Annotated in this window: 20 protein-coding genes and 1 riboswitch; of the genes, 13 read left to right on the forward strand and 7 right to left on the reverse strand. The window is 43.7% G+C overall.

Going from position 1 to position 22560, the window contains the following annotated elements; all coding sequences use genetic code 11:
• Positions 1 to 376 precede the first annotated feature (376 nt).
• Complete coding sequence (locus tag FTV52_RS01210; RefSeq protein ID WP_179989558.1) at positions 377 to 1714, reverse strand: TolC family outer membrane protein; 1338 nt, start codon at positions 1712 to 1714, stop codon at positions 377 to 379.
• Between the two features lie 431 nt (positions 1715 to 2145).
• Here FTV52_RS01210 and FTV52_RS01215 point away from each other — a divergent pair, with 431 nt between their 5' ends.
• From FTV52_RS01215 to FTV52_RS01245, 7 genes are all read left to right on the forward strand, one after another.
• Positions 2146 to 3210, forward strand: a complete 1065-nt coding sequence (locus FTV52_RS01215) for a hypothetical protein (RefSeq protein ID WP_131260985.1) — start codon at positions 2146 to 2148, stop codon at positions 3208 to 3210.
• 99 nt (positions 3211 to 3309) lie between these two features.
• Positions 3310 to 3457: riboswitch (TPP riboswitch) on the forward strand.
• Between the two features lie 102 nt (positions 3458 to 3559).
• On the forward strand, positions 3560 to 5455 hold the full coding sequence (gene thiC, locus FTV52_RS01220) for a phosphomethylpyrimidine synthase ThiC (protein WP_096901934.1): 1896 nt from the start codon (positions 3560 to 3562) through the stop codon (positions 5453 to 5455).
• A 77-nt stretch (positions 5456 to 5532) separates the two neighbouring features.
• Entirely contained in the window at positions 5533 to 6153 is a 621-nt protein-coding gene (locus tag FTV52_RS01225; protein WP_179989560.1) for an NUDIX domain-containing protein, read from the forward strand.
• Between the two features lie 10 nt (positions 6154 to 6163).
• Positions 6164 to 6970 (forward strand): 3',5'-cyclic-AMP phosphodiesterase, encoded by an 807-nt coding sequence (gene cpdA, locus FTV52_RS01230; RefSeq protein ID WP_167845706.1) that lies wholly within the window; start codon positions 6164 to 6166, stop codon positions 6968 to 6970.
• Between the two features lie 212 nt (positions 6971 to 7182).
• Positions 7183 to 7710, forward strand: a complete 528-nt coding sequence (dksA, locus tag FTV52_RS01235) for an RNA polymerase-binding protein DksA (RefSeq protein ID WP_004975725.1) — start codon at positions 7183 to 7185, stop codon at positions 7708 to 7710.
• A 2-nt stretch (positions 7711 to 7712) separates the two neighbouring features.
• The gene (gene gluQRS, locus FTV52_RS01240; RefSeq protein ID WP_004975723.1) at positions 7713 to 8642 is read left to right on the forward strand and encodes a tRNA glutamyl-Q(34) synthetase GluQRS; all 930 of its coding nucleotides are present in this window, start codon (positions 7713 to 7715) and stop codon (positions 8640 to 8642) included.
• 52 nt (positions 8643 to 8694) lie between these two features.
• The gene (locus FTV52_RS01245; protein ID WP_104852920.1) at positions 8695 to 8934 is read left to right on the forward strand and encodes a zinc-ribbon domain-containing protein; all 240 of its coding nucleotides are present in this window, start codon (positions 8695 to 8697) and stop codon (positions 8932 to 8934) included.
• A gap of 11 nt (positions 8935 to 8945) precedes the next feature.
• Here FTV52_RS01245 and ftsW read toward each other — a convergent pair whose 3' ends face one another.
• The 5 genes from ftsW to FTV52_RS01270 form a co-directional block, all read right to left on the reverse strand.
• On the reverse strand, positions 8946 to 10142 hold the full coding sequence (ftsW, locus tag FTV52_RS01250) for a putative lipid II flippase FtsW (RefSeq protein ID WP_004975720.1): 1197 nt from the start codon (positions 10140 to 10142) through the stop codon (positions 8946 to 8948).
• 19 nt (positions 10143 to 10161) lie between these two features.
• Entirely contained in the window at positions 10162 to 11508 is a 1347-nt protein-coding gene (murD, locus tag FTV52_RS01255) for a UDP-N-acetylmuramoyl-L-alanine--D-glutamate ligase (RefSeq protein ID WP_104853279.1), read from the reverse strand.
• A gap of 171 nt (positions 11509 to 11679) precedes the next feature.
• Entirely contained in the window at positions 11680 to 11931 is a 252-nt protein-coding gene (locus FTV52_RS01260) for a DUF6587 family protein (protein WP_004975717.1), read from the reverse strand.
• Between the two features lie 32 nt (positions 11932 to 11963).
• Positions 11964 to 13817, reverse strand: coding sequence for a ferrous iron transporter B (locus FTV52_RS01265; protein WP_179989562.1), 1854 nt, complete (start codon positions 13815 to 13817; stop codon positions 11964 to 11966).
• Positions 13814 to 14074 carry a FeoA family protein gene (locus tag FTV52_RS01270; RefSeq protein WP_004975713.1) on the reverse strand — a complete coding sequence of 87 codons (261 nt, stop codon included), beginning with the start codon at positions 14072 to 14074 and terminating at the stop codon, positions 13814 to 13816. Before FTV52_RS01270 ends, FTV52_RS01265 begins: the two co-directional genes overlap by 4 nt.
• 185 nt (positions 14075 to 14259) lie before the next feature.
• Here FTV52_RS01270 and xerD point away from each other — a divergent pair, with 185 nt between their 5' ends.
• From xerD to thrC, 4 genes are all read left to right on the forward strand, one after another.
• On the forward strand, positions 14260 to 15177 hold the full coding sequence (xerD, locus tag FTV52_RS01275; RefSeq protein WP_004975712.1) for a site-specific tyrosine recombinase XerD: 918 nt from the start codon (positions 14260 to 14262) through the stop codon (positions 15175 to 15177).
• A gap of 150 nt (positions 15178 to 15327) precedes the next feature.
• On the forward strand, positions 15328 to 16143 hold the full coding sequence (locus FTV52_RS01280; protein WP_004975709.1) for a DsbC family protein: 816 nt from the start codon (positions 15328 to 15330) through the stop codon (positions 16141 to 16143).
• 199 nt (positions 16144 to 16342) lie between these two features.
• The gene (locus tag FTV52_RS01285; protein WP_004975708.1) at positions 16343 to 17647 is read left to right on the forward strand and encodes a homoserine dehydrogenase; all 1305 of its coding nucleotides are present in this window, start codon (positions 16343 to 16345) and stop codon (positions 17645 to 17647) included.
• Between the two features lie 57 nt (positions 17648 to 17704).
• The gene (thrC, locus tag FTV52_RS01290; RefSeq protein ID WP_004975706.1) at positions 17705 to 18844 is read left to right on the forward strand and encodes a threonine synthase; all 1140 of its coding nucleotides are present in this window, start codon (positions 17705 to 17707) and stop codon (positions 18842 to 18844) included.
• 120 nt (positions 18845 to 18964) lie between these two features.
• Here the strand turns inward: thrC and FTV52_RS01295 are convergent, their stop codons facing one another.
• A complete protein-coding gene (locus FTV52_RS01295) occupies positions 18965 to 20056 on the reverse strand; it encodes a serine hydrolase (protein ID WP_131260992.1) in 1092 nt (363 codons plus the stop codon).
• A 229-nt stretch (positions 20057 to 20285) separates the two neighbouring features.
• Between FTV52_RS01295 and FTV52_RS01300 the strand changes: the two genes are divergently transcribed.
• Both FTV52_RS01300 and FTV52_RS01305 read left to right on the forward strand, forming a co-directional pair.
• Positions 20286 to 20921: a response regulator gene (locus FTV52_RS01300; protein ID WP_004975702.1), complete on the forward strand. Its 636-nt coding sequence runs from the start codon at positions 20286 to 20288 to the stop codon at positions 20919 to 20921.
• Positions 20922 to 20961: 40 nt separating this feature from the next.
• Positions 20962 to 22524, forward strand: coding sequence for a PAS domain-containing sensor histidine kinase (locus tag FTV52_RS01305; protein WP_167845705.1), 1563 nt, complete (start codon positions 20962 to 20964; stop codon positions 22522 to 22524).
• The last annotated feature ends 36 nt before the right edge of the window (positions 22525 to 22560 follow it).

Raw genomic sequence — 22560 nt, forward strand, 5'->3', positions numbered from 1 at the left:
ATGACATTTTCTCACCAAACTCTCAAGTCTGATCGTTTCTGTCTTTAAACAGCATAAGCCATTCAGATGACAAAATGACTTGGGTCTGTTGACATTTCGTCTATGTTTGCGGCAACGCATATTTTTTAGCTGATATAAGGCATGGGACAGGAAATTTAGTCATTCTAAATGACTGACTCATAAAGCAATAGTAGCAAAAATATGCTCGCCCCCTTGCGCAGCAAACAAAGCAACGCTTTGTTCTTGCTCATGTGGCTAAAACTTTCTCAGATTGCGTTATGAAACTTGGCAATAGTCTCGCTATTCCCTGCGTTTCATGCCTGATCTGCTCAGTTTTAGCCTACAGCGCAAGCCATTTATGAAATGTCAACAGACCCTATATGGCTTTCCGAATCAACCAAGCATTCATTTCCTGCACATCTTGTTCAGTCAATTGCCCAACGGCTGCTTTCAACTGTAACACATGCTTCAAATAGTCATACTGTGCATTGAGATAATCCTGCTTGGCAGAAAAGGCGTTACGCTGTGCCAACAGTACATCCACCATGGTTTTTAAACCTTCCTGATATTGCGCTTTGGATGCTCGTGCCACTAAATCTGCTGAATTCATTGCAGCCTGTCGCGCCTGCAATTTGGCTTGATCAGTTTCGACTTGTAAATATGCCTGTTTCACATCGGTATTGGCTTTACGGATTGCTGCATCTAGCTCGGCTTCAGATTTTTGTACCAAAACCACTGCTTTATGCACATTTTTATTGACCCGCCCACCGCTAAACACATTCCAGTTCATTTCAATCCCGACCTGGTCGAACTGACCATCGGGCGACATGATACTTTCAGGGCTTTGTTTGGCATAACCATAACTGCCCACAGCTTCTACCTGCGGATAACGTGCTGCTTGTTCAACCCGACGTGCATCTTCGGCATATTGTCGCTGCAAACGTGCCTGTTGAATAGCCAAATTTTGAGTTTGTGCCAATTGCGACCATGCCTCTAAACTTTCAGGCACAGGTTTTTGAAATTGAAAGTCATCTCGCAAAACTGCCAAACTTTCTTGATATGGCCCAATCAATTGTGCCAACTGCTCTTGTGCCAAAACCAACTGCACATGTGTTCCAATCCTGTTCGCTCGTGCATTTTGATATTGCGCATTGGCTTCACTGACTTCACTTTTAGCCACCAAACCTTCACGCAGTTTGGCATTCATCATATTGAGCTGTTCCAACAAAGCTTTTTCTTCTTGTAAATATGCTGTTGTTAAAGACTGCTGTCTCAGCACATTAAAATACGCTTCTGATACATTCAAAATATGTTGCTGTTGTTGTAAACGTAAGGTGACTTCACTCAGGCTTAACGAGGTTTTGACTTGTTTCAGGGCTTGCCAAGCATCCCAACGAAATAAAGGCTGACGTGCTGTTAACGCGACTTGACGTGAAGTTGAAGATGAACTGCTTAAAAGCTCTGGCGAGGAACTGGCAATATTGACTCGACTCATTTCCTGACTTTTACGGGTGATATTGCCCGACAGAGTCACAGTTGGCAGTAAATTGCCTTGCGCAAGCCCTAAATTTAATTGATCGGCCTGATATTGTAATTGCTGTGCGCGCCAAGTCGGATCGCTATTTTGAGCACGCTGATAGGCTTGCATTAAATCCAAAGCAAAAGCGCTTGAACTCATCCAACATAAGCATGTTACTAACATCATTTTTTTCATTATTTTTCGATCAACCCACTCTGTAATTTCGTCAATCCTACTGCAATGTATTTTACACTGCCCATACTAAAGCGAATTTGCATTTTTTTCGTATGACTTTCATTAATTTTGATAATTTTTCATATTATTTCAATTCATTGCAATACTTAAGCAAAGCCATACACGTGCTAACAATCACTGCATAAAGTGGCACTTACTCACAGGCATGTAACCAAACTCTAGCAGAATACTACAATTTACTCCGCGGCTTTGACTTTACAATGCAAGCTCTCCCTTTGTCCTTCGACCCAAGCTTCTAAAACCGTGTGTCTCACAGCGGATATTTTAAATTTAGAATTTTGGTATGAATGACTCATTTTGAATTTTTGGAATCCATAGTGCCTAAATGAAGGCACTAGATGATGAATGAATACTCATGTTGAATTGCTGTAATGGTTAAATTTCTTCGCACCAGTAAACTTGCCCTACTGCTTGGCAGTTGTCTGTGTTTGCTCGCCTGCCAAAATTCAGATACGCCTCCCGTAGCTGAACCACCAAAGGTACAGGCCAGTGCCAGCGAACCTGTAGATTTGACCCAAATGTGTGAAAACATTCAGCACAATATGCAGCAAATTGACAATACCCGCACCACGTTTGCGCTAGAACAAATTAATCAGGATTTAAAAGTTTGCCTACCGTTGCTACCTTTAAATGAGCAATTAAATTTACTCAATCTTTCGACCCAAATGTATCAACGCTTTTTGCATGTAGAACGCAGCGCTGCAGAACAAGCCGCTTTTGATCAACATGCTTTTGATATGGCGCAGCATCCGACCATTCAGCAAAGTCATTTTGAAAACTTTGCCTTGCGTGATCAATATTTATTGAAACATAAGGGACAAGCCTATTTAGAGCTATACGATGCAGGTGAAGCACAGTTGGTTTATCGTCGTAGCCCACAATACTTAGCCATTATTTTTGCGCCTTACATGCCCGATGCCGAGCAGATTTTTATTGAAAGAATGGCCAATGACAATATGCAGCACAGCTTGCGTGATGGTGGACTCACCCTTGATGCTGCCGATTTGGCAGAACGCGCCTTATTTTGGGAAGATTACGTGCAGCGTTATCCTAAAAGTCACTTTATACGGGATGCACGTTATCTAGCCGAAGTGTATGCCTTGCTGCTGTTTAAAGGCACAGTCAACAGTCCTGTTTCTCAGGATTATGTCGATGAATACAGTATCCAACCTGCCGTATTATTTGAAATTAAAAAACTGGCAAAGTTGCAAAAATCTCCCTTAGCACAGCAAGCGCGTAAATTCCTTGCCTTTTTACACATGAGCAGTGAACAACGACTCACTGAAATTGCAGCACAGCCCACTGCACGTGAACAGCGTGAATATGGCGATGATGCTTTAGTACATGCACAGTTGCATCAATATTTAAATTTAAAGAACATCTCCATCCATGCAAAACGCGATTGTTTTAGTGATGCCGTTTGTATTACTCGCTAATTATCCAAAGTCGCTTAAAGCTCAAATACTTGTCATTAGGCATCAAAGAATAAAAGCCGCGCGAAGCCTGCTTTTATACCAACAACGTGCTACTATTTATACAGCTTGACGGAGCGCGAGTAATTCCTCGCTGAGATTGTGTCCATGCTGAGTTTGTAGCCTAAAATCTGCAAACCAAGCTGTAAACCCAAGTACCGTTGAACCTGATCAGGTTAAAACCTGCGTAGGAATCAAGCCACCTAAAAACCCAGCCACACGGTTAATGTTGAACTATTAAAGTCTCAACAACTCAATTGCAATGTTTTTGGTCGTGCTTGATTCGTTGATTTCATTCTTCAGGATCATTGCAATGAACCAATTAACGAATCTATCCCCTGCTGACATTTCTGCTCAACACGAGCAAGATGCCAAAGATTTAACCCGCATTTTGCCAGCATCGAAAAAAGTCTATATTCAAGGCTCACGCCCAGACATTCAGGTGCCAATGCGTGAAATCGAACTGACCGACACCCCAACAGGCTTAGGCGGTGAGCACAATCCGCCGCTCATGGTGTATGACACTTCTGGTGTGTATACCGATCCAAATGTAGAAATTGATCTGAATAAAGGCTTGCCGAACATCCGCGACAGTTGGATTGAAGAGCGCCAAGACACCGAAAAACTAGAAACCCTCAGCTCGGCATTTGGTCAAGAGCGTTTACGCGATATTCGCACTGCAGAGATTCGTTTTGCCCATATTCAAAAGCCGCGTCGTGCCAAAGCGGGTAAAAACGTCACCCAAATGCACTATGCCAAACAAGGCATCATTACCCCTGAAATGGAATATATCGCCATTCGTGAAAACCAACGCCAACGCGAAGGTGTCGATATGCGTCAGCATCCAGGGCAAAACTTTGGGGCTAAAAACTTAACTGAAATCACGCCTGAATTTGTACGTCAGGAAGTGGCTGAAGGCCGTGCAATTATTCCTGCCAACATTAACCACCCAGAATGTGAGCCAATGATTATTGGTCGCAACTTTTTGGTCAAAATCAATGCCAATATTGGTAACTCGGCACTGGGTTCAAGTATTGATGAAGAAGTCGCGAAAATGACTTGGGCGACCCGTTGGGGCGCAGATACCATCATGGATTTATCGACAGGTAAAAACATCCATGAAACCCGTGAATGGATTATCCGCAACTCGCCTGTGCCAATTGGTACTGTACCTATTTATCAGGCACTAGAAAAAGTAAACGGCATTGCCGAAGACCTCACTTGGGAAATTTTTAAAGACACCCTGATTGAACAGGCAGAGCAAGGGGTGGATTACTTCACCATTCACGCAGGTGTGTTATTACGTTATGTACCCCTCACGGCTAACCGCTTAACAGGCATTGTGTCACGTGGTGGTTCAATCATGGCACAGTGGTGTTTGGCACACCACGAAGAAAACTTCCTGTACACACATTTTGATGAAATCTGCGAAATCATGAAGGCTTATGACGTATCGTTCAGCTTGGGTGATGGTTTACGTCCAGGTTGTATTCAAGATGCCAATGATGAAGCACAGTTTAGTGAGCTGCGTACTTTGGGCGAATTGACCCACCGTGCTTGGGAACATGATGTACAAGTGATGATTGAAGGGCCAGGACACGTGCCAATGCACATGGTCAAAGAAAATATGGACTTGCAGCTTGAAGTCTGTAAAGAAGCACCATTCTATACACTTGGCCCATTAACCACTGATATTGCTCCAGGCTACGACCACATAACCTCTGCCATTGGTGCAGCGATGATTGGCTGGTACGGTACAGCGATGCTGTGCTATGTGACACCTAAAGAACACTTAGGCTTACCAAACAAAAAAGACGTCAAAGATGGCATCATCACCTATAAGATTGCAGCCCACGCGGCCGACCTTGCCAAAGGTCACCCAGGTGCACAAGCCCGTGACAATGCCCTATCTAAAGCACGTTTTGAATTCCGTTGGGAAGATCAGTTCAACCTAAGCCTTGACCCAGACACCGCACGCAGCATGCATGATGAAACCATGCCCAAAGAAGCGCATAAGTCTGCACACTTCTGTTCAATGTGCGGACCGAAGTTCTGCTCCATGAAAATCACGCAAAATGTGAGAGATTATGCACAAAATCAAAATGCTGCGAACAAAACAGAGCAAGTAGATGCAGAGGTAGAATCAGGTCTCAAAGCCATGAAAACCGCTTATCAGGAACATGGTCAAAAATTGTACCATAAGCTATAAATTGTTTAAAAAGCGTTTGTATTCAATCAAATCTCAGTTAGGATGAAATCATGCTTTGCTCATCCTGATGAGAGTTTATGAAGATTATTCAACAAGCAACTTATGGTCAACACGATGCACAGATTCACCAGCGTGAATACCTGTATCGCGGGTTTATTCAGGTTGAGAAAGTCAGCCTGAGCCATCGCTTGTTTAATCAAACCACCTATACCCCAGTCCTTCAGCGTGAACTCATTCAACGCCCTGAAGCGGCTGGGGTACTCATTTATGATGCAGCACAACAAAAATTTGCCCTGATTGAACAATTCCGTATTGGTGCAATTGATGATTGCGACTCGCCTTGGCAACTCGAAGTGATTGCAGGCGTGTTAGATGGTAATGAATCACCTGAAAGCTGCATTCGTCGTGAAGCTTTGGAAGAGTCGGGCTGTGAATTAAAAGAATTACAACATTTATTCAGTTTTTATCCATCTGCGGGTGCATGCGCAGAATTGTTCCACTTATATAGTGCGAGCACCACGTTACCACAGGAAGGTGGCGTTTTTGGAATGCCAGATGAGGGAGAAAACATCCAACTACATATTATTGATTATCAGGACATTCCTGACTTACTGACCAATGGTCGGCTAAAGAACGCACCTGTCATTATGGCATTGCAATGGTTACAACAACAAATTAAAACCGTGAAGGATGTCTAAGGGGTCAGGCATGACTTTATTCTCAAACAATCATCAGCAACGCTGGACCATTGTACAAATTTCAGATACGCACCTCATGAATCAGGAAGATTTAGAGTTTGTGCACATGAATCCTGAACGTAGCTTTCATGCAGTGATGCACGATATTCAACAGCAATATCCGCAGGTCGATGCTATTTTCCATACTGGCGATTTAGCACAAATCCCTGTTGCTGAAACCTATCAGCGTTATTTGCAGTTTATGCAGACTTTGAATACGCCGCATTTCCAGATTCCGGGCAATCATGATGATGCCGCGGTTTTTCCATTCCATTTACAGTCCAATCAAGTTCATGCAATTGAGTTGGGCAATTGGAGTGTCATTTTACTGAATACTGCGGTTAAAGGTCGGATTGATGGCTGGATGGACGCAGCACAATTACAGCAGTTAGATCAGCTTTTACAGCAACATGCGCAGCAGCAGGTGATTATTGCCTGTCATCACCATCCTTTTGATATACAATCGCACTGGATAGATCAGCACAAACTTAAAAATACCGAAGCCTTAATTGATGTATTGGCACGCCACAACAATGTCAAATTGGTGCTGTGTGGGCATGTGCATCAAGACTCATTAAATGAATGGCAAGGGATTCAATTTTACTCTACGCCTTCGACCTGCGTGCAATTTAAACCACATAGCCAGCACTTTGCGCTTGGGCCTGAGGCACCGGGTTACCGTGTGTTACATTTGAATGCAGATGGCAGTTTTAGCACCCAAGTGCATCGGGTTGAGCATGTCACACAACAAATAAATTTTGAAATTTCAGGTTATTAACTTTCCATTTTATTTTTTTTGCTTTACTTTATGCCTTCAACGAAAAAATGCGATAACACATCCAAACATCAAAGACTATCCATAATCAAAAAAAGTCTATATGATGACGTCCCCCGAAGAGAGAATTCTTTCTGAGGGAGTGGATAAAAACACTTGCATATCACCATATTTTTCGCGTATGAATCTTACGCATATGATGAGGAATGCCCTACATGGCGAATGACAACCAAAATCAAGTCTTGGACGAACAAACAGATCTTGTAGAAGAAAAAGCTACAAAACGCGTGCGTAAGGCAAAGCCAAAGGCTTTAGAGGGTGGTTCTACAGCTAGCTTATTTGGTATTGCACCTTATCAGCCGAAAAAGAATGAAGAATACATGTCTGAAGGACAACTCGAACATTTCCGTCAAATTTTAATGGCGTGGAAAGAAGAGTTAATGTCAGAAGTAGATCGTACACTCAACACCATGCAAGACGAAAATACCGCTTTGCCTGATGTGAATGACCGCGCGACACAAGAAGAAGAATTTGCGATTGAATTACGTACCCGTGACCGTGAACGTAAATTGATTCGTAAAATTGAACAATCCATTGAAGCGATTAAAAACGATGACTATGGTTTCTGTGAAACTTGTGGTATCGAAATTGGTCTGCGTCGTTTAGAAGCACGCCCAACGGCAACGTTATGTATTGACTGCAAAACTTTGGCAGAGATCAAAGAGAAGCAAAATAACGGTTAATTGTGACTGTTGAAAATTCTTTAGCGGAGCATGCTCCCCATGCGCAGCAGCGAGATCATATTTCGCTGACGCGCTACTCAGGTCGGTTTGCGCCATCGCCAACCGGCCCTTTGCATTTTGGCTCTCTCATTACTGCCGTTGCCAGTTATTGCGATGCCAAAGCCCAGCACGGCACTTGGCTGGTACGTATTGAAGATACTGACATCCCACGCATTTACCCTGGCAGTGAAAATCATATCTTGCGTTGTATTGATGCCTTTCAATTTGAGCCGGATGCCGAAATTATTTTCCAGAAAGATCGCCTCGATCTCTATGCAGCCGTGTTGCAACAATTGCAGCAACGCGACTTGGTCTATGCCTGTCAATGCACCCGCAAAATGCTTGGCTCCAATCATATTTATGCAGGGACTTGCCGCAATTTAGGTTTAGATTTTGCCAATCAAGCGATTCGAGTCAAAGTCACAGACCAAGAGATTTGCTTTCAAGACCGCCTGCAAGACAAACAATGTTCCAACCTTGCGCAGGACTTGGGCGATTTTGTCCTAAAACGGCGTGATGGCATTATCAATTATCAACTGGCAGTGGTGGTGGATGATTATTTGCAAGGCATTACCCATGTGGTTCGCGGCGCAGATTTACTCGACAACACCGCACGGCAAATCTATTTGGGGCAACTGTTAGGCTACCCTAAACTCAGCTACACGCACCTGCCTTTAGCCATGAATGCACAAGGGCAAAAACTGTCTAAACAGAACTTGGCACAAGCTTTAGATTTAGCCCAAGCACCGAAGCTGCTACAAGCCGCTTTAACTGCCTTAAATCAAGCCACTGTCGAATTAGACACCCCTGCACGCATGCTTACGCAAGCCATTCAGCAATGGGATCTTTCACGTATTCCTGCAGGCACAGCTTTACACGGCTATTATTTATAAAATTTAAAATTCAGTTATGCTCAAATTGAAATGGATCATTTGAGGTTGTGTCATGTTTTTTATTTTTGGTGTTGGACCGAAAACCAAAGTGGTCGAGAAAAGTCAATTTAGCTGCCCCGTTTGCCGCACTCGCAGTAGCTATGAACTCAGACAGCAACGACAATATTTTTCCTTATTTTTTATTCCCTTGTTTCCTATGTCTAAACAAAAAAATACTACAGTCAAGTGCTTACACTGCGGAACAGTCATGCCAAGCATGGTCTTGCACCATGCTCAGCCAGAAGCGAAATAGAAGGATAAATTCTAGAAGCTGGATTCTTCACGGCTAGGGTTAATCTCATGCGTGCTGGCTTCAATTTTCAGAATCAAACTCACCATCACTGCACACATAATTAACGATGAACCACCATAACTAATAAAAGGTAGAGTCAAACCTTTGGTAGGCAACATACCCATATTCATGCCTGCATTCACCATAATCTGTAATAAGAAGATAATGCTGATGCCATAAGCCAAATATCCTGCACGTAAGTACTGGTTTTTCAGGGCGCGATGACCAATTTTAATGCAGGCAATCAGCATAGCAAAAGACAAGCTCAACACCACAAAAATGCCTAAAAAGCCAAACTCTTCACCTAAGACAGCCAACATAAAGTCCGTATGTGCTTCAGGTAAATAGGACATTTTCTGGATACTATGCCCCAAGCCTACGCCTGCCCATTCACCGCGTCCAAATGCCATTAAGGCGTTAGACAACTGATAACCGACACCCAAAGGGTCATTCCACGGGTTTGAGAACGACATTAAACGCTCAAAACGATAAGGCTCAAATACCACCAAAAACACAAAGGCGGCAATAATCGCGCCAAAGGCAATACCAAACTGAATTAATGGCGCACCAGCTAAAAAGAAGACCCCTAACATGGTCAAGGCAATCACCACGGTCGCCCCCAAGTCAGGCTCTGCAATCACCAAACCTACCGTGACTGCCATAATCACTGCAAGACGAATCAGACCTTTAATGTTATTACGCACTTCTTCGGCACGGCGCACCACATAGTCAGCGGTAAAAATGGCCATCATCACTTTAGCGACTTCGGAAGCTTGCAGGGTAAAACCTGCGACCCGAATCCAGCGTTTAGAACCATTGACTTCAGTACCCACCAGCAACACTGCAGCCAACAAGGCAATGGTCACAATCCACAGAAAGAAGGTGTTGTTAAACCAGGTATTCAGCGGCACTCTATAGGCAATCACGGCAGCGATTAATGCCACCACAATAGAAATGCCATGACGCAATACATAGTGAAAGGCATTTTCATGCATGCGCTCGGCATAAGGCATAGAAGCCGATGCCACCATGATTGAACCAATACATAACAGCGCCAGTACGCTAAAAATCAGTACATTGCGTACATTCACTTCCGCTGGCAGTTTGGGTAACCAGCGCTCATAGACCTGATTGAGTTTATTGATTGTTGTCTGAGCAAAGCCAGCCATATCTCACACCTTATTGTTGTTATACCAGTGCGTTGACATAAGCAACGAACTTGTGACCACGTTCTGGATAGCCCGAGAACATATCAAAACTTGCACATGCAGGTGACAATAACACCACATCATGCGCTTGTGTATGTTGTTGGCAGATTTCAACTGCTTGTTGCAAGGTATCTGCAGTTAAGAGTTGGGTTGTTCCCGCAACTGCTGTTTCAATTTTCGTAGCATCCTCACCAATCAACACTGCCAGTTTGGCATATTGTTGCAATGATTGGCGTAGCGCAGTGAAGTCCTGCCCTTTGCCTTGCCCACCTAAAATAATCGCAACCTTACCGCCTTGTGCCTGAATTGCTGCACCCAAGCCATCTAAAGCTGCCAAAGTTGCACCGATGTTGGTTCCTTTGGAGTCATTATAATAACGCACCCCATGTAATTCTTTGACGAATTCACAACGATGCTCCAAACCTTTAAAGGTTTTCAGCGTTTCCAGCATGCTGTGCATAGATAAACCAATGGCTTCACCCAATGCCAAACACGCTAATGCATTAGCAATATTGTGTGTGCCTTGAATATACATCTCGGTGCTTTTTAATAAACGCTCACGCCCACGTGCCAACCACATGCTGCCATCATCATCTTTTAATAAGCCGTATTGGTTTAGGTCAGGCGCATTTAAGCCAAAACTTTGCATAGGAGTCTGATCTGGCACCAACGGACGACTCAAAGCATCATCACGGTTAAACACCACTTTTTTCACACCCTGAAAAATACGATGTTTGGCGGTGTGATAACCGAACATATCGCCATGACGGTCTAAATGGTCTTCACTCATGTTCAGCACTACCGCCACTTCTGCATTTAAATTCGAGGTGGTTTCTAGCTGAAAACTGGAGAGTTCTAAAATATACAGTTCAGGATCATCTTTAATCAAATCCAGCGCAGGGCGTCCCAAATTTCCACCTACCGCGACTTTTTTACCTGCCTGCTCTGCCATTAAACCAATCAGTGTGGTAACGGTACTTTTCGCATTAGACCCTGTAATTGCCACAATAGGTTTGTCGGTCGCACGACGTAAAATCTGAATTTCACTCACCACAGGAATGCCCTGCGCCATCGCAGCCTGAATTTCAGGGAGTTTTGGATCTAAACCTGGGCTAATCACAATTTCTTCCGCAGACAGCAATAAATCCTGATCAAACTGACCAAAACGGGTTTCTACTTCGGCAGGAATTTGGTCATGCCCTGGAGGTGTGGGGCGAGAATCTGTCACAGCAACGCGGTAACCCTGATGATGTAAAAAATTAACGGCTGCAACACCAGAAATACCAAGTCCTGCAACGACTTTTAATCCACCACGTTGTATTAACATTTTTGCCCCATTTTGTGCGCTAATTTTGAAACAGACAAAATAGTAGCACTTTGCTGTTTTGAATGCTTTTTCTGTTTGCAGTTCCTGCAGTTTTTTTGTGTCAGTGCGTAAAAAAACCGTCATATTGCAGACGGTTTTTAAAAAGAATATTGCTAAAGTGAATAAACAAGCCTATTTCCACTTCACCGCTTGAACTTCAACTTTCTTTTCTGCGGGTTGATCTTGAGAATCACAACCACAACTGCCGCCACAGCCTGCCGCGGCTGCAGGTTTTAGCCATTTGGCCAAGCCATGCCAGCCTTTTTCAGTACAGAAATTGGAGAGTTTTAGAAAAACTGCGCCAGAAGTCTTGGGAAAGACTTTTTTAAAGACTACTACAGCACTCCACAGTACCAATGCAGCAACAATTAAAATTTCAACCATGTTCATCTACTCCTGTAGGTCAGGCATGTGCCTTAACCCAACAAATACGATGCCGTTTGATAAGTCAGGAATGACATGAAATAAGCCAAACCAAATAGATAGCAGGTCATAATACTGACCGTACGCCATGATCCTGTTTCGCGTTTTACCGTTGCTAAAGTTGCCAAACAATGCGGTGCATAAATAAACCACACCAATAACGATAAACCCGTTGCCAATGACCAGCCCAGTTCACCACCACTAATTAAAGCAGCCAAACCTTGGGACATGGCATCTTCATCCACTGCAGATAAGGCATAGACTGTGCCTAATGCAGCCACCACCACTTCACGCGCTGCCATCGCAGGAATCAAGGCAATCACGATCTGCCAGTTAAAGCCCACAGGAGCAAAAATTGGCTGTAATACATGCCCCAGCATCCCTGCAAAACTATAGTCAATTGCAGGCATGGTCGCGCCTTCAGGCGGCTGCGGGAACGTACACAAGAACCACAATAAAATCGACAGTGCAAAAATAATGCCACCGACACGCTTTAAGAAAATTTTGGCGCGATCTAGCAAACCAATCCAAACACTTTTTAGGTCTGGAAAACGGTAGCTAGGCAACTCCATCAACAAGACATGCTCAGATTTATCTTTTTGCAAAAATTTAAGCACAAAAGATACGCCCAAGGCACTCACAATGCCTGCCATATACAGACCGAACAAGACCAGACCTTGTAAATTAAACATGCCCCATACAGTTTGATTGGGAATGAATGCTGCGATGAGTAAGGCATATACAGGCAAGCGCGCAGAACAAGTCATTAACGGCGCAACCATAATCGTGGTTAAACGATCACGTGGGTCAGCAATACTACGTGTTGCCATAATGCCCGGCACTGCACAGGCAAAACTAGACAGCAATGGAATAAAGGCACGACCACTCAAACCTGCGCTAAACATCAGCTTATCGAGCAAGAATGCGGCACGTGGCAAATAACCCGATTCCTCTAAAATTAAAATAAACAGGAACAGAATTAAAATTTGCGGCAAGAACACCACCACACCGCCTGCGCCCGCAATAATGCCATCCACAATCAAGCTGTTCAGCAAGGGATGGCTAATGTTTTCGCCAATCACTTCACCTAGCCAGCCAAATAAACTTTCGATGCCATCCATAAACGGTGCAGCCCAAGCAAATACCGCTTGGAAGACAACAAACATCATCACCGCAAGGCTGACTAAACCGAATACAGGATGTAAAAAAATTTTATCGAGGAAGTCGGAGCGTTTGTCTTCTTGATCTACAAAGTGCACCACATCATGCAAAATGGTTTGAATCCGTTGATGCTGACTGCCTGTTAAGCCTGTCAATTCTGTCTGCGGAACAGCAAATTTGCCCTGATCTAAGGCATGCATTAAGTTTTGAATACCTGAATCACGCACTGCCACGGTTTCCACCACAGGTACACCCAAACGCTCAGACAATTTTTGCGTGTTGATTTGCATGCCACGACGACGCGCCTCATCCATCATGTTGAGTACCAACAAAATCGGACGACCCAGTGCAATCATTTCCAAAACCAAGCCCAAATGCAATTTCAGGTTGGTGGCATCCACGACACAAAGAAAGGCATCTTGCTGACCTTCTTCGGCTATTTTGCCTTGTACCACATCTCGAGTAATGGCTTCGTCGGGACTGGTGGCTTCTAAACTATAAGTTCCGGGCAAATCCAACACCCGCACCGCCTGTCCCGAAGGCAAGGTGAATTGCCCGACTTTACGCTCTACGGTCACGCCTGCGTAGTTGCCAACTTTTTGACGTGTCCCTGTCAAATGGTTAAATAAAGATGTTTTACCGCAGTTTGGATTCCCTACAAGTGCGATACGTAAGGCATCGCTCATGCGGACACCCCTTGTTCAATTTCAATGCGTTCAGCTTCTACTTTGCGCAAAGCAAAACGGGTAAATCCCACTTGAATCAGGATTGGATCACCACCAAAAATACCTTTGGTAATCACCTGCACCTGCGTACCCGGCACAAAACCCAGTGTTTCTAAGCGGTTTGCCACCAAGTCACTAAGGGATGTTCCACCATCGGCGGTACGTAATACCTGACGGATGATGGCTGTTTGTTTTGCTTTAAGTTCTGACAAACGCACCGTGAAATTCCTATACCATTTTGCATATTATAACATGCAAATGAGAACAATTAACAAATAAGGTCGACTTACATTTAAATGCTTTATATCACATCGACAGCCTTGCTGAATTGGATTAGAGTAGAAAATAACGCTGCTTATTATCGAATTTCTCAATTAATTTTGTGATTTCGTCTGTGATTCCTATGCTGAACAAAAAACCTCGTATTCCTGCTGCAATACAAATTCCAGAAGCTTTGAGCTTTTTGGAAGGCTATCGCAACGATTTAATCGCGCAAAGTGTCAGCCCGCATACCCGCAATGCCTATCTGTCCGATTTAATTCAATGCAGTGACTATGTCAGCAAACCCATGCCTGAATGGAATCATGACGATATTTCAGATGTACTCATCGAACTCACCAAACAACAAAAAAGCCCCCGCTCTATTGCACGCTGCCTGTCTGCACTACGTTCTTTTTATAAATTTTTAAGAGAGCACAAACTGCGCTCTGACAACCCTGTTGCTGCGCATAAAACCCCAAAATTAGGTCGTGCCTTACCCAAAGATTTATCCGAAGCCGATGTTGAAGCCTTAATTCACGCTCCTGACATCAACACTGCACTCGGATTACGAGATCGTGCCATGCTTGAAGTCTTATATGCTTGCGGTTTACGAGTGACGGAATTGCTGAATTTACGTTTAGAATTAATCAACCTAAAACAAGGCTATTTACGAATTGTAGGTAAAGGCAATAAAGAGCGTTTGGTGCCTATGGGACAAGTCGCTTGTGAATGGATAGAAAAATATTTAACCGAGTCGCGTCCGCAACTGTATAAAAGTGCCACCGATTATCTATTTTTAACGGTGCATGGCGGCATTATGAGCCGACAAAATTTTTGGTATGCCATTAAACGCTATGCCCTGCAAGCAGGCATTCAAGCCGAGTTATCGCCACACACGTTAAGACATGCCTTTGCCACACACTTACTCAATCATGGGGCAGATTTACGTGTGGTACAAATGCTGCTCGGGCACAGCGATTTATCCACTACACAAATTTATACCCACGTTGCACAAATCCGTATGCAGCAATTGCATGCCCAACATCATCCACGGGCTTAAAAAAACAAAAACGACGTAGAAGCATAGGGTCTGTTGACACTTCATCTATGAACGTAAGCCATTTATGAAATGGCAACAGACCCTAACGATCACGAATATTTTTTGTTATGCTAACGCTCTATTTTTTATGCCAACAAGAAAGGGTTGTTTATGACATTTACCCGCTCGACACTTTTGATTGCCTGTTCACTGGCAAGTGCTTTTGCAATCACCGCATGTTCAAATGCAAACAATGAAGATAAAAAGCAAACCACACTCACCGCCAGTGCGCCTGCAACGGGTGAAGCATCAACCCTAATTGAACGCAATGCACAACAGCGTTTAAGTACAACCTTGCAGCAACATTTTAAAACTGCAGGTATCAACGCCAAAATTACCGACATTAAAGCCACTGAAGTTCCAAATTTATTTTGGGTGAGTCTTGAAGGCATGTCATCGGTCTATGCCACCAGTGATGGCAAATACATTATTCAGGGCGATGTGATCCGTTTAGGTGACAAAGAACTACATAACGTCAGTGAAAACCTGCAAGCAGGCGTGAACAAGAAAATTTTTGCTGAATTAAAACAGGAAGATTTATTGGTATTCCCTGCCAAAGGCAAAACCAAACACGTCATTTATGTATTTACCGATGTCAGCTGTCCATATTGCCATCGTCTACATGAGCAAATGGATGAAATGAATGGTAAAGGCATTGAAGTCCGTTACATTGCTTGGCCGCGTGGTGAACAGCACATGCCTGCTATGGAAGCAATTTGGTGTAGCGAAGATCGTCACGCTGCCTTTAATCAGGTCATGAATGGCGCACAAATTGCACCTGCCAACTGTAAAAACCCTGTTCGTGCTCAGTATCAATTGGGCTTAAATATGGGCGTCAATGGCACACCTGCGATTTATAATGCCGAAGGCGTATATTTAGGCGGCTATCTGTCTACCGCTGAATTGATCAAGCGCTTAGACAAATAAAAATAGCGGATCTGTGGATGCTGCATCATCCCAATACACCAAGACGTAGCATCTATGAAGCCAATATAAATAACGATTTTTTATGCGTTATTTTACTTTTTTTTATACTGTGAAGATAAGTGAGATCTGCCCTAGAGTCAGCGCGTTTTTTTAGCTATGATCTAGGCTTGCTTAAAGTTATTAAAATATGGAGTGTGACGTGAAACCAGTTCGTCTGGCAATCCTCGGTCTTGGTACTGTGGGTGGTGGTGCCCTTAAACTATTAAAAGAAAATGCTGCTGAGATTAGACGTCGCACCGGTCGTGAAATTGAAATCACTTATGTGGGAACACGTCGTCCGCGTCCTGACCTAAACTTGCCTGAATCGGTCAAGCAAAGCTCCGACTTGATGGACATTGTCCGTCAACCCGATGTAGACGTGGTGGTTGAAGTGATGGGCGGTATTCACCCTGCTTATGACGTGATCATGGAAGCCATGAAGCACGGCAAACAAGTAGTGACAGCCAACAAAGCCCTACTTGCAGAACACGGCAATGAGCTATTTAAAGCAGCTGAAGACAATGCCGTACAAATTGCCTATGAAGCTGCGGTTGCAGGTGGTATTCCAATTATTAAAGTCATCCGTGAAGGTTTGGCTGCCAACAAAATTGAATGGTTGGCAGGCATCATCAACGGTACAGGCAACTTCATTTTAAGTGAAATGCGTGAAAAAGGTCGTGCATTTGAAGATGTACTGAAAGAAGCACAAGAATTAGGCTATGCCGAAGCCGATCCGACTTTTGACGTCGAAGGTATTGATGCTGCTCACAAACTGACTATTTTGGCTTCATGTGCATTTGGTATTCCGCTACAGTTTGACAAAGTCTTTACCGAAGGTATTGGCAAAGTGACCGCGCAAGATGTGAAATATGCCGAAGAACTCGGTTTCCGCATCAAACACTTGGGTATTGCCCGTCGTACCGATAAAGGTATTGAATTGCGTGTTCACCCAACTTTAATTCCTGAAGAAGAATTGATTGCCAATGTTAATGGCGTGAAAAACGCGGTCTTGGTACAAGCCAATGCGGTTGGTCCAACGCTCTATTATGGCGCAGGTGCAGGTGCAGGCCCAACAGCCTCTGCGGTAGTTGCCGATGTCGTTGATATTGTCCGTGACATTTCTTATACCGAAGATGGCGCAGGTACAATTCCACAATTGGCATTTGAAGCCTTAACCGACTTGCCAATTTTAAGCCGTGAAGAAATGACCACGGGTTACTACATTCGCATTAATGCCGAAGACCAAACTGGCGTACTTGCCGATGTAACCACCATTTTAAGCCGTGCGGGAATCAGTATTGATGCCATCATGCAGCAATCACGCTTAAAAGACCTTATTCCTATCGTGATTCTGACTGACCCAGTCCTAGAATCGAAAATGGATGAAGCGTTACAACAAATTCAAGCATTGCCAACCATTCATGGCGAAATTGTACGAATTCGTTTAGAATCGCTTGATAATTAATCGGGTGAAGGGGAGTATTTCCCCTTGCCAAGCTCTACACACAATTGGAACATCATCATGTCGAATGCCAATCGTTATACTGGTTTAGTTGACCGTTATCGTGACCGTTTACCAGTGTCTGCAACCACACGTGCAATCTCTCTAGGCGAAGGAAACACGCCACTGATTAAGCTTGAGAATATTCCACGCATTATTGGTAAAGATGTTGAAATTTATGTGAAGTATGAAGGCTTAAACCCGACAGGTTCATTTAAAGACCGTGGTATGACCATGGCAGTTACTAAAGCAGTTGAAGAAGGTTCAAAAGCCATTATCTGTGCATCTACAGGTAATACTTCTGCTGCTGCTGCTGCCTATGCTGCACGTGCAGGCATCAAAGCATTCGTTTTAATTCCTGAAGGCAAAATTGCCATGGGTAAAATGGCACAAGCGATGATGTACGGTGCCATCACCATGCAAATCCGCGGTAACTTTGACGATGGTATGCGTCTAGTTAAAGAAGTTGCTGACCAAGCACCTGTGACCATTGTGAACTCGATCAACCCTTACCGCCTACAAGGTCAAAAGACCATTGCGTATGAAATTGTAGATGAGTTAGGTCGTGCACCAGATTACCACTGCTTACCTGTAGGTAACGCAGGCAACATTACTGCACACTGGATGGGTTATACCGAAGCGGTTGCCAACCAATCTGCCGATCAATTCGAGCAAGTGGTCTATGACGCAGCAACGGACAAATTCACAGGTCCAAACCCTGAAGGCCGCCCAATCATGGTGGGTTATCAAGCGTCTGGCGCTGCGCCATTCTTACGTGGTGCGCCTGTAGAAAACCCTGAAACTGTTGCAACTGCAATTCGTATTGGTAACCCACAAAGCTGGAACCATGCCAAAGCCGTTGTACGCGATTCAGAAGGTTGGTTTGATGAGCTAACTGATGCTGAAATCTTAGAAGCACAACGCATGCTTTCAATGTATGAAGGCGTATTTGTTGAGCCTGCATCTGCTGCGTCTATTGGTGGTGCAATGCGCGACATCAAAGCAGGTAAAATCAAAGAAGGTTCTGTGATTGTATGTACCGTAACAGGTAACGGTCTGAAAGATCCTGACACTGCAATGAAACAATGTGCAGATGCGGTGATGCTCTCTATTGATGCTACAATGCAACAAGTAAAAGACTCTATCCTTTCAAACATGTAAGTTTTGAATCGTGATCAAAAAAACCTGCATTAGCAGGTTTTTTTGTATTTGGAATCATGCAACTTTAACGGAAGTTGAGTCATACGATTGATAACTCAACGCTCCAAGCTGAATGTGCTCTTAAATACGTTTAGGTAACTGGCTTGCCCAACTCATTAAGCGAGTTGCATCATTGGTACGTGCTTGTGAAGTATCTGCACCCAAAAGCACCACCACTGCAGGACGGTTATTCAAAGTGGTATGCATCACCACACAACGCCCTGCTTCATTGATATAGCCTGTTTTAGACAGATTAATATTCCAACCACCATTACGTACCAGTGCATTGGTATTGTTAGATTTTAAAACACGATAACCCAAGTTAAAGTCATAGGTTGGCGTGGTTGAGAATTGGCGAATCAAACCATATTGCGAAGCGGTGCTGACCAAAATACCCAAATCACGCGCAGAAGATACATTACGTGGGTCTAAGCCTGTTGCTTCGGTAAAACGGGTAGAATGCATGCCCAATTCACGCGCTTTAGCATTCATTGCGGCTACAAAGGCATTTTTCCCACCTGGATAAGTACGTGCCAACGCTGCTGCTGCAGGATTTTCAGATTTCATTAATGCAAACAGTAACGCTTCGGCACGGTTTAACTTGTCGCCCACACGCAAAGTTGAGCTTGAGTTTTTACCTGCTGCACCTGCAAAATCAATCGATTGCAAAGTGATTTGTTCAGACATATTCAAACGTGCATCAGAAGTCACCACGGCAGTCATCACCTTGGTCACAGATGCAATAGGTAATGCCACATTGGTATTTTTGCTATACAGCACTTCACCTGTTTGCGCATCCATCACCAAAGCCGCACGTGCATTAACTGATGGTTGGTTGCTATAAGCAGAGGTATCTAAAATACGGACTGTTTTAGGCGCAGTGGAAGCAGGTGCAACACCATTGCTACTACGCACTGTAGTGGTAATTTTCGTTGAACCTGGCGGAGTAGGTTCAGCAACATAGCTCTCTGGCGCAGCCTGAGCGCTCGCACTGGTACTTTCCAGATCACCATTTAAGAATTGATCGGCTTGCTCCGAAGACCAACTTAAGGTCGCCTGACCGTCGCTCCCAGAGGAAGGATTGATGACAAGTTCAGCAAAACTGACAGAACTTAGGCTGAACATCATAGATGCGACCAGCACATGCATGAACGACTTCTTAGAATTTTTCACGACTGCTTACTCAACTCAGGGAGGTAAGATACATTTGCGTAGATACATTTGCGTATTACCTCAAATATGCCTTACATTTAAAAATACAACAATGAATCGTTTTTGACACCATATTGTGCAGAACTTTTCATTCTAGATTAAGAATAGCATTGCTAATTTTGTCGTTTCATTGCAAGCTAATTTTGCTTTATGTAACAAAAAAGATGATTTTTTCAAAGGGAGAGTGTAGGTGATCACAGTTTTAGTAGTCGACGATCATGAATTGGTACGTACTGGGATTTGCCGTATGCTCGAAGACCATGCCGATGTGCAGGTGATTGGACAAGCTGAATCGGGTGAAGAAGCGATTACCTTAGTGCGTCAGCATCATCCCAATGTGGTGTTGTTAGATGTGAACATGCCTGGGATTGGAGGCGTAGAAACCACACGTCGTCTATTGCAAACTGCACCAGACACTAAGGTCTTGGCGGTGAGTGGTTTGGCAGAAGAACCCTACCCTTCTTTATTGCTGAAAGCAGGTGCAAAAGGCTATATCACCAAAGGCGCACCTGTCAGTGAAATGGTACGTGCCATTAAAAAAGTCATGCAGGGCGGTAAATACTTCAGTGCCGACATTGCCGAACAACTGGCAAGTTCATACTTATCTGACACACAACAATCGCCTTTTGATAGTCTTTCAGAACGTGAAATGCAAGTGGCGATGATGGTGGTGAATTGTATTAGCGCACAGGAAATTGCCGATAAGTTGTTTGTCAGTGTAAAAACCGTAAATACCTATCGTTACCGTATTTTTGAAAAATTAAATATTGATAGTGATGTCAAACTGACTCACCTTGCCATTCGTTATGGACTGATTAAACCCTAAATTTTCAACGCTGTTGATGCACAAATAAGACCTTTACGATATGCCAGATTTAAAACAACATTCTGAGTTAAATCAGTATCATCTTGGCATGTGGTATGGTACTTACCGACTGCTGATTGCCTTTTGTTTGCTGCTGATTACCCTACTCACCTTTCAGCAGCTTGGCACACAATATCAGCACCCGGGTTTATATCTATACACCTTGGTCTGCTATTTTATTTTTAGCTGCCTGCAACTGATCAGCTATAAATATATTCCTTTTAAAAGCACGCAACAACTGACCCTGTTTTTTGCAGTCGATATTATCGCGCTCAGTAGCCTGACTTTTGCGAGCGATGGCCCTAATTTATATTTAAGTCTGCTGTTTGTGATCACGATTTTTGCAGCATCACTCTTGCTGCAAAAGCGTAAAGCCTTAGCCATTACCCTCATCGCGATGATTATGGTGATTTACCAACACTTTGTTGGGAGTTTGCTGGACTTTTCATCGCTAAATAATATTGGTCAAAGTGCGCTATTGGCATTTTTATTTTGGGTGGTTTATGGCAGTGGACGTATTGCAGTACGGCGTTTCCAAATTTTAGAAAATCTAAATTTTTCGCAATCTTTGGAATTAAACCGCCTACAAAATATCAACCGTTATATTTTAGAACAAACCGAAATGGGCTATTTGGTTTTAGATGAAAATTGCCATGTCGTCCTCAGTAACCCTGCAGCCTGTCATCTGTTGGGGATTCATCCTAAATATGCGCACGCGACCTATCCATTGTATAAAATTCAGCCCGATTTATTTGATCTGTTCAAATTTGATCAATTGCAAGATGGAGAAAAATTTCAATTCGAGTCGCAACTGAGTCATTTTCATGTGCATATTCAGGTACAAAAACTCAAAGTGCCACATCAAACGCTGACTTTATTGGCGCTGCAGGATGGACGTAAAATCAATCAGCAAGTCCAGCAACTCAAATTAGCCGCCTTAGGACAACTCTCTGCCAGTATTGCACACGAAATTCGCAACCCGTTGGCAGCCATTGTACAAGCCAACAATTTATTTACAGGCAGTGATGCTGCACAGCAACAATTGCTGTCGGACATGATCAGCAAACAAGCGACACGGATTGATAAGATTATTCACGACACGCTGAGTATGGTCAAAAATAAACAAACCACGCCTGTCGCGATTCAGCTCAATCAATTTTTGCCACAATTCATTCAGGAAGATTTACCTGATGCAGCGAGTCAAATTCAGCTTACACTGACCGAACCACTGAGCATCCAGTTTGATGAATCACAGTTTCGCCAAGTGCTGATTAACCTGATTCGTAACGCCATTCGACACAATGCTGCACAGCAGCCCATTGAGATTACGGTCTACCCGCAAACAACTTATATTTATATTGATGTGCGGGATTTTGGTGCAGGTGTCGCCAGTCAAGATCTCCTCTATCTGTTCCAGCCATTTTTCAGTACCGAAATCAATGGAACTGGTTTAGGATTGTATCTATCGCATAGTTTTTGCGAGGCGAATCAAGCCAAGCTGAGCTATGTAGAACAAGAACAAGGCGCATGTTTCAGGATGAAATGTCTACGTGCCATTGAATAAACGCGATTGATATTGGATCAATCTTGTTGCTGTGGT

The organism is Acinetobacter sp. YH1901141 (assembly GCF_013416935.1).
Lineage (GTDB): Bacteria > Pseudomonadota > Gammaproteobacteria > Pseudomonadales > Moraxellaceae > Acinetobacter > Acinetobacter towneri.

Excerpts from the sequence above, each read along its gene's own strand:
- FTV52_RS01210 (WP_179989558.1), bottom strand. The coding sequence starts at position 1,714 with ATGAAAAAAATGATGTTAGTAACATGCTTATGTTGGATGAGTTCAAGC.
- FTV52_RS01215 (WP_131260985.1), top strand. The coding sequence starts at position 2,146 with ATGGTTAAATTTCTTCGCACCAGTAAACTTGCCCTACTGCTTGGCAGT.
- thiC (WP_096901934.1), top strand. The coding sequence starts at position 3,560 with ATGAACCAATTAACGAATCTATCCCCTGCTGACATTTCTGCTCAACAC.
- FTV52_RS01225 (WP_179989560.1), top strand. The coding sequence starts at position 5,533 with ATGAAGATTATTCAACAAGCAACTTATGGTCAACACGATGCACAGATT.
- cpdA (WP_167845706.1), top strand. The coding sequence starts at position 6,164 with ATGACTTTATTCTCAAACAATCATCAGCAACGCTGGACCATTGTACAA.
- dksA (WP_004975725.1), top strand. The coding sequence starts at position 7,183 with ATGGCGAATGACAACCAAAATCAAGTCTTGGACGAACAAACAGATCTT.
- FTV52_RS01245 (WP_104852920.1), top strand. The coding sequence starts at position 8,695 with ATGTTTTTTATTTTTGGTGTTGGACCGAAAACCAAAGTGGTCGAGAAA.
- ftsW (WP_004975720.1), bottom strand. The coding sequence starts at position 10,142 with ATGGCTGGCTTTGCTCAGACAACAATCAATAAACTCAATCAGGTCTAT.
- murD (WP_104853279.1), bottom strand. The coding sequence starts at position 11,508 with ATGTTAATACAACGTGGTGGATTAAAAGTCGTTGCAGGACTTGGTATT.
- FTV52_RS01260 (WP_004975717.1), bottom strand. The coding sequence starts at position 11,931 with ATGGTTGAAATTTTAATTGTTGCTGCATTGGTACTGTGGAGTGCTGTA.
- FTV52_RS01265 (WP_179989562.1), bottom strand. The coding sequence starts at position 13,817 with ATGAGCGATGCCTTACGTATCGCACTTGTAGGGAATCCAAACTGCGGT.
- xerD (WP_004975712.1), top strand. The coding sequence starts at position 14,260 with ATGCTGAACAAAAAACCTCGTATTCCTGCTGCAATACAAATTCCAGAA.
- FTV52_RS01280 (WP_004975709.1), top strand. The coding sequence starts at position 15,328 with ATGACATTTACCCGCTCGACACTTTTGATTGCCTGTTCACTGGCAAGT.
- thrC (WP_004975706.1), top strand. The coding sequence starts at position 17,705 with ATGTCGAATGCCAATCGTTATACTGGTTTAGTTGACCGTTATCGTGAC.
- FTV52_RS01305 (WP_167845705.1), top strand. The coding sequence starts at position 20,962 with ATGCCAGATTTAAAACAACATTCTGAGTTAAATCAGTATCATCTTGGC.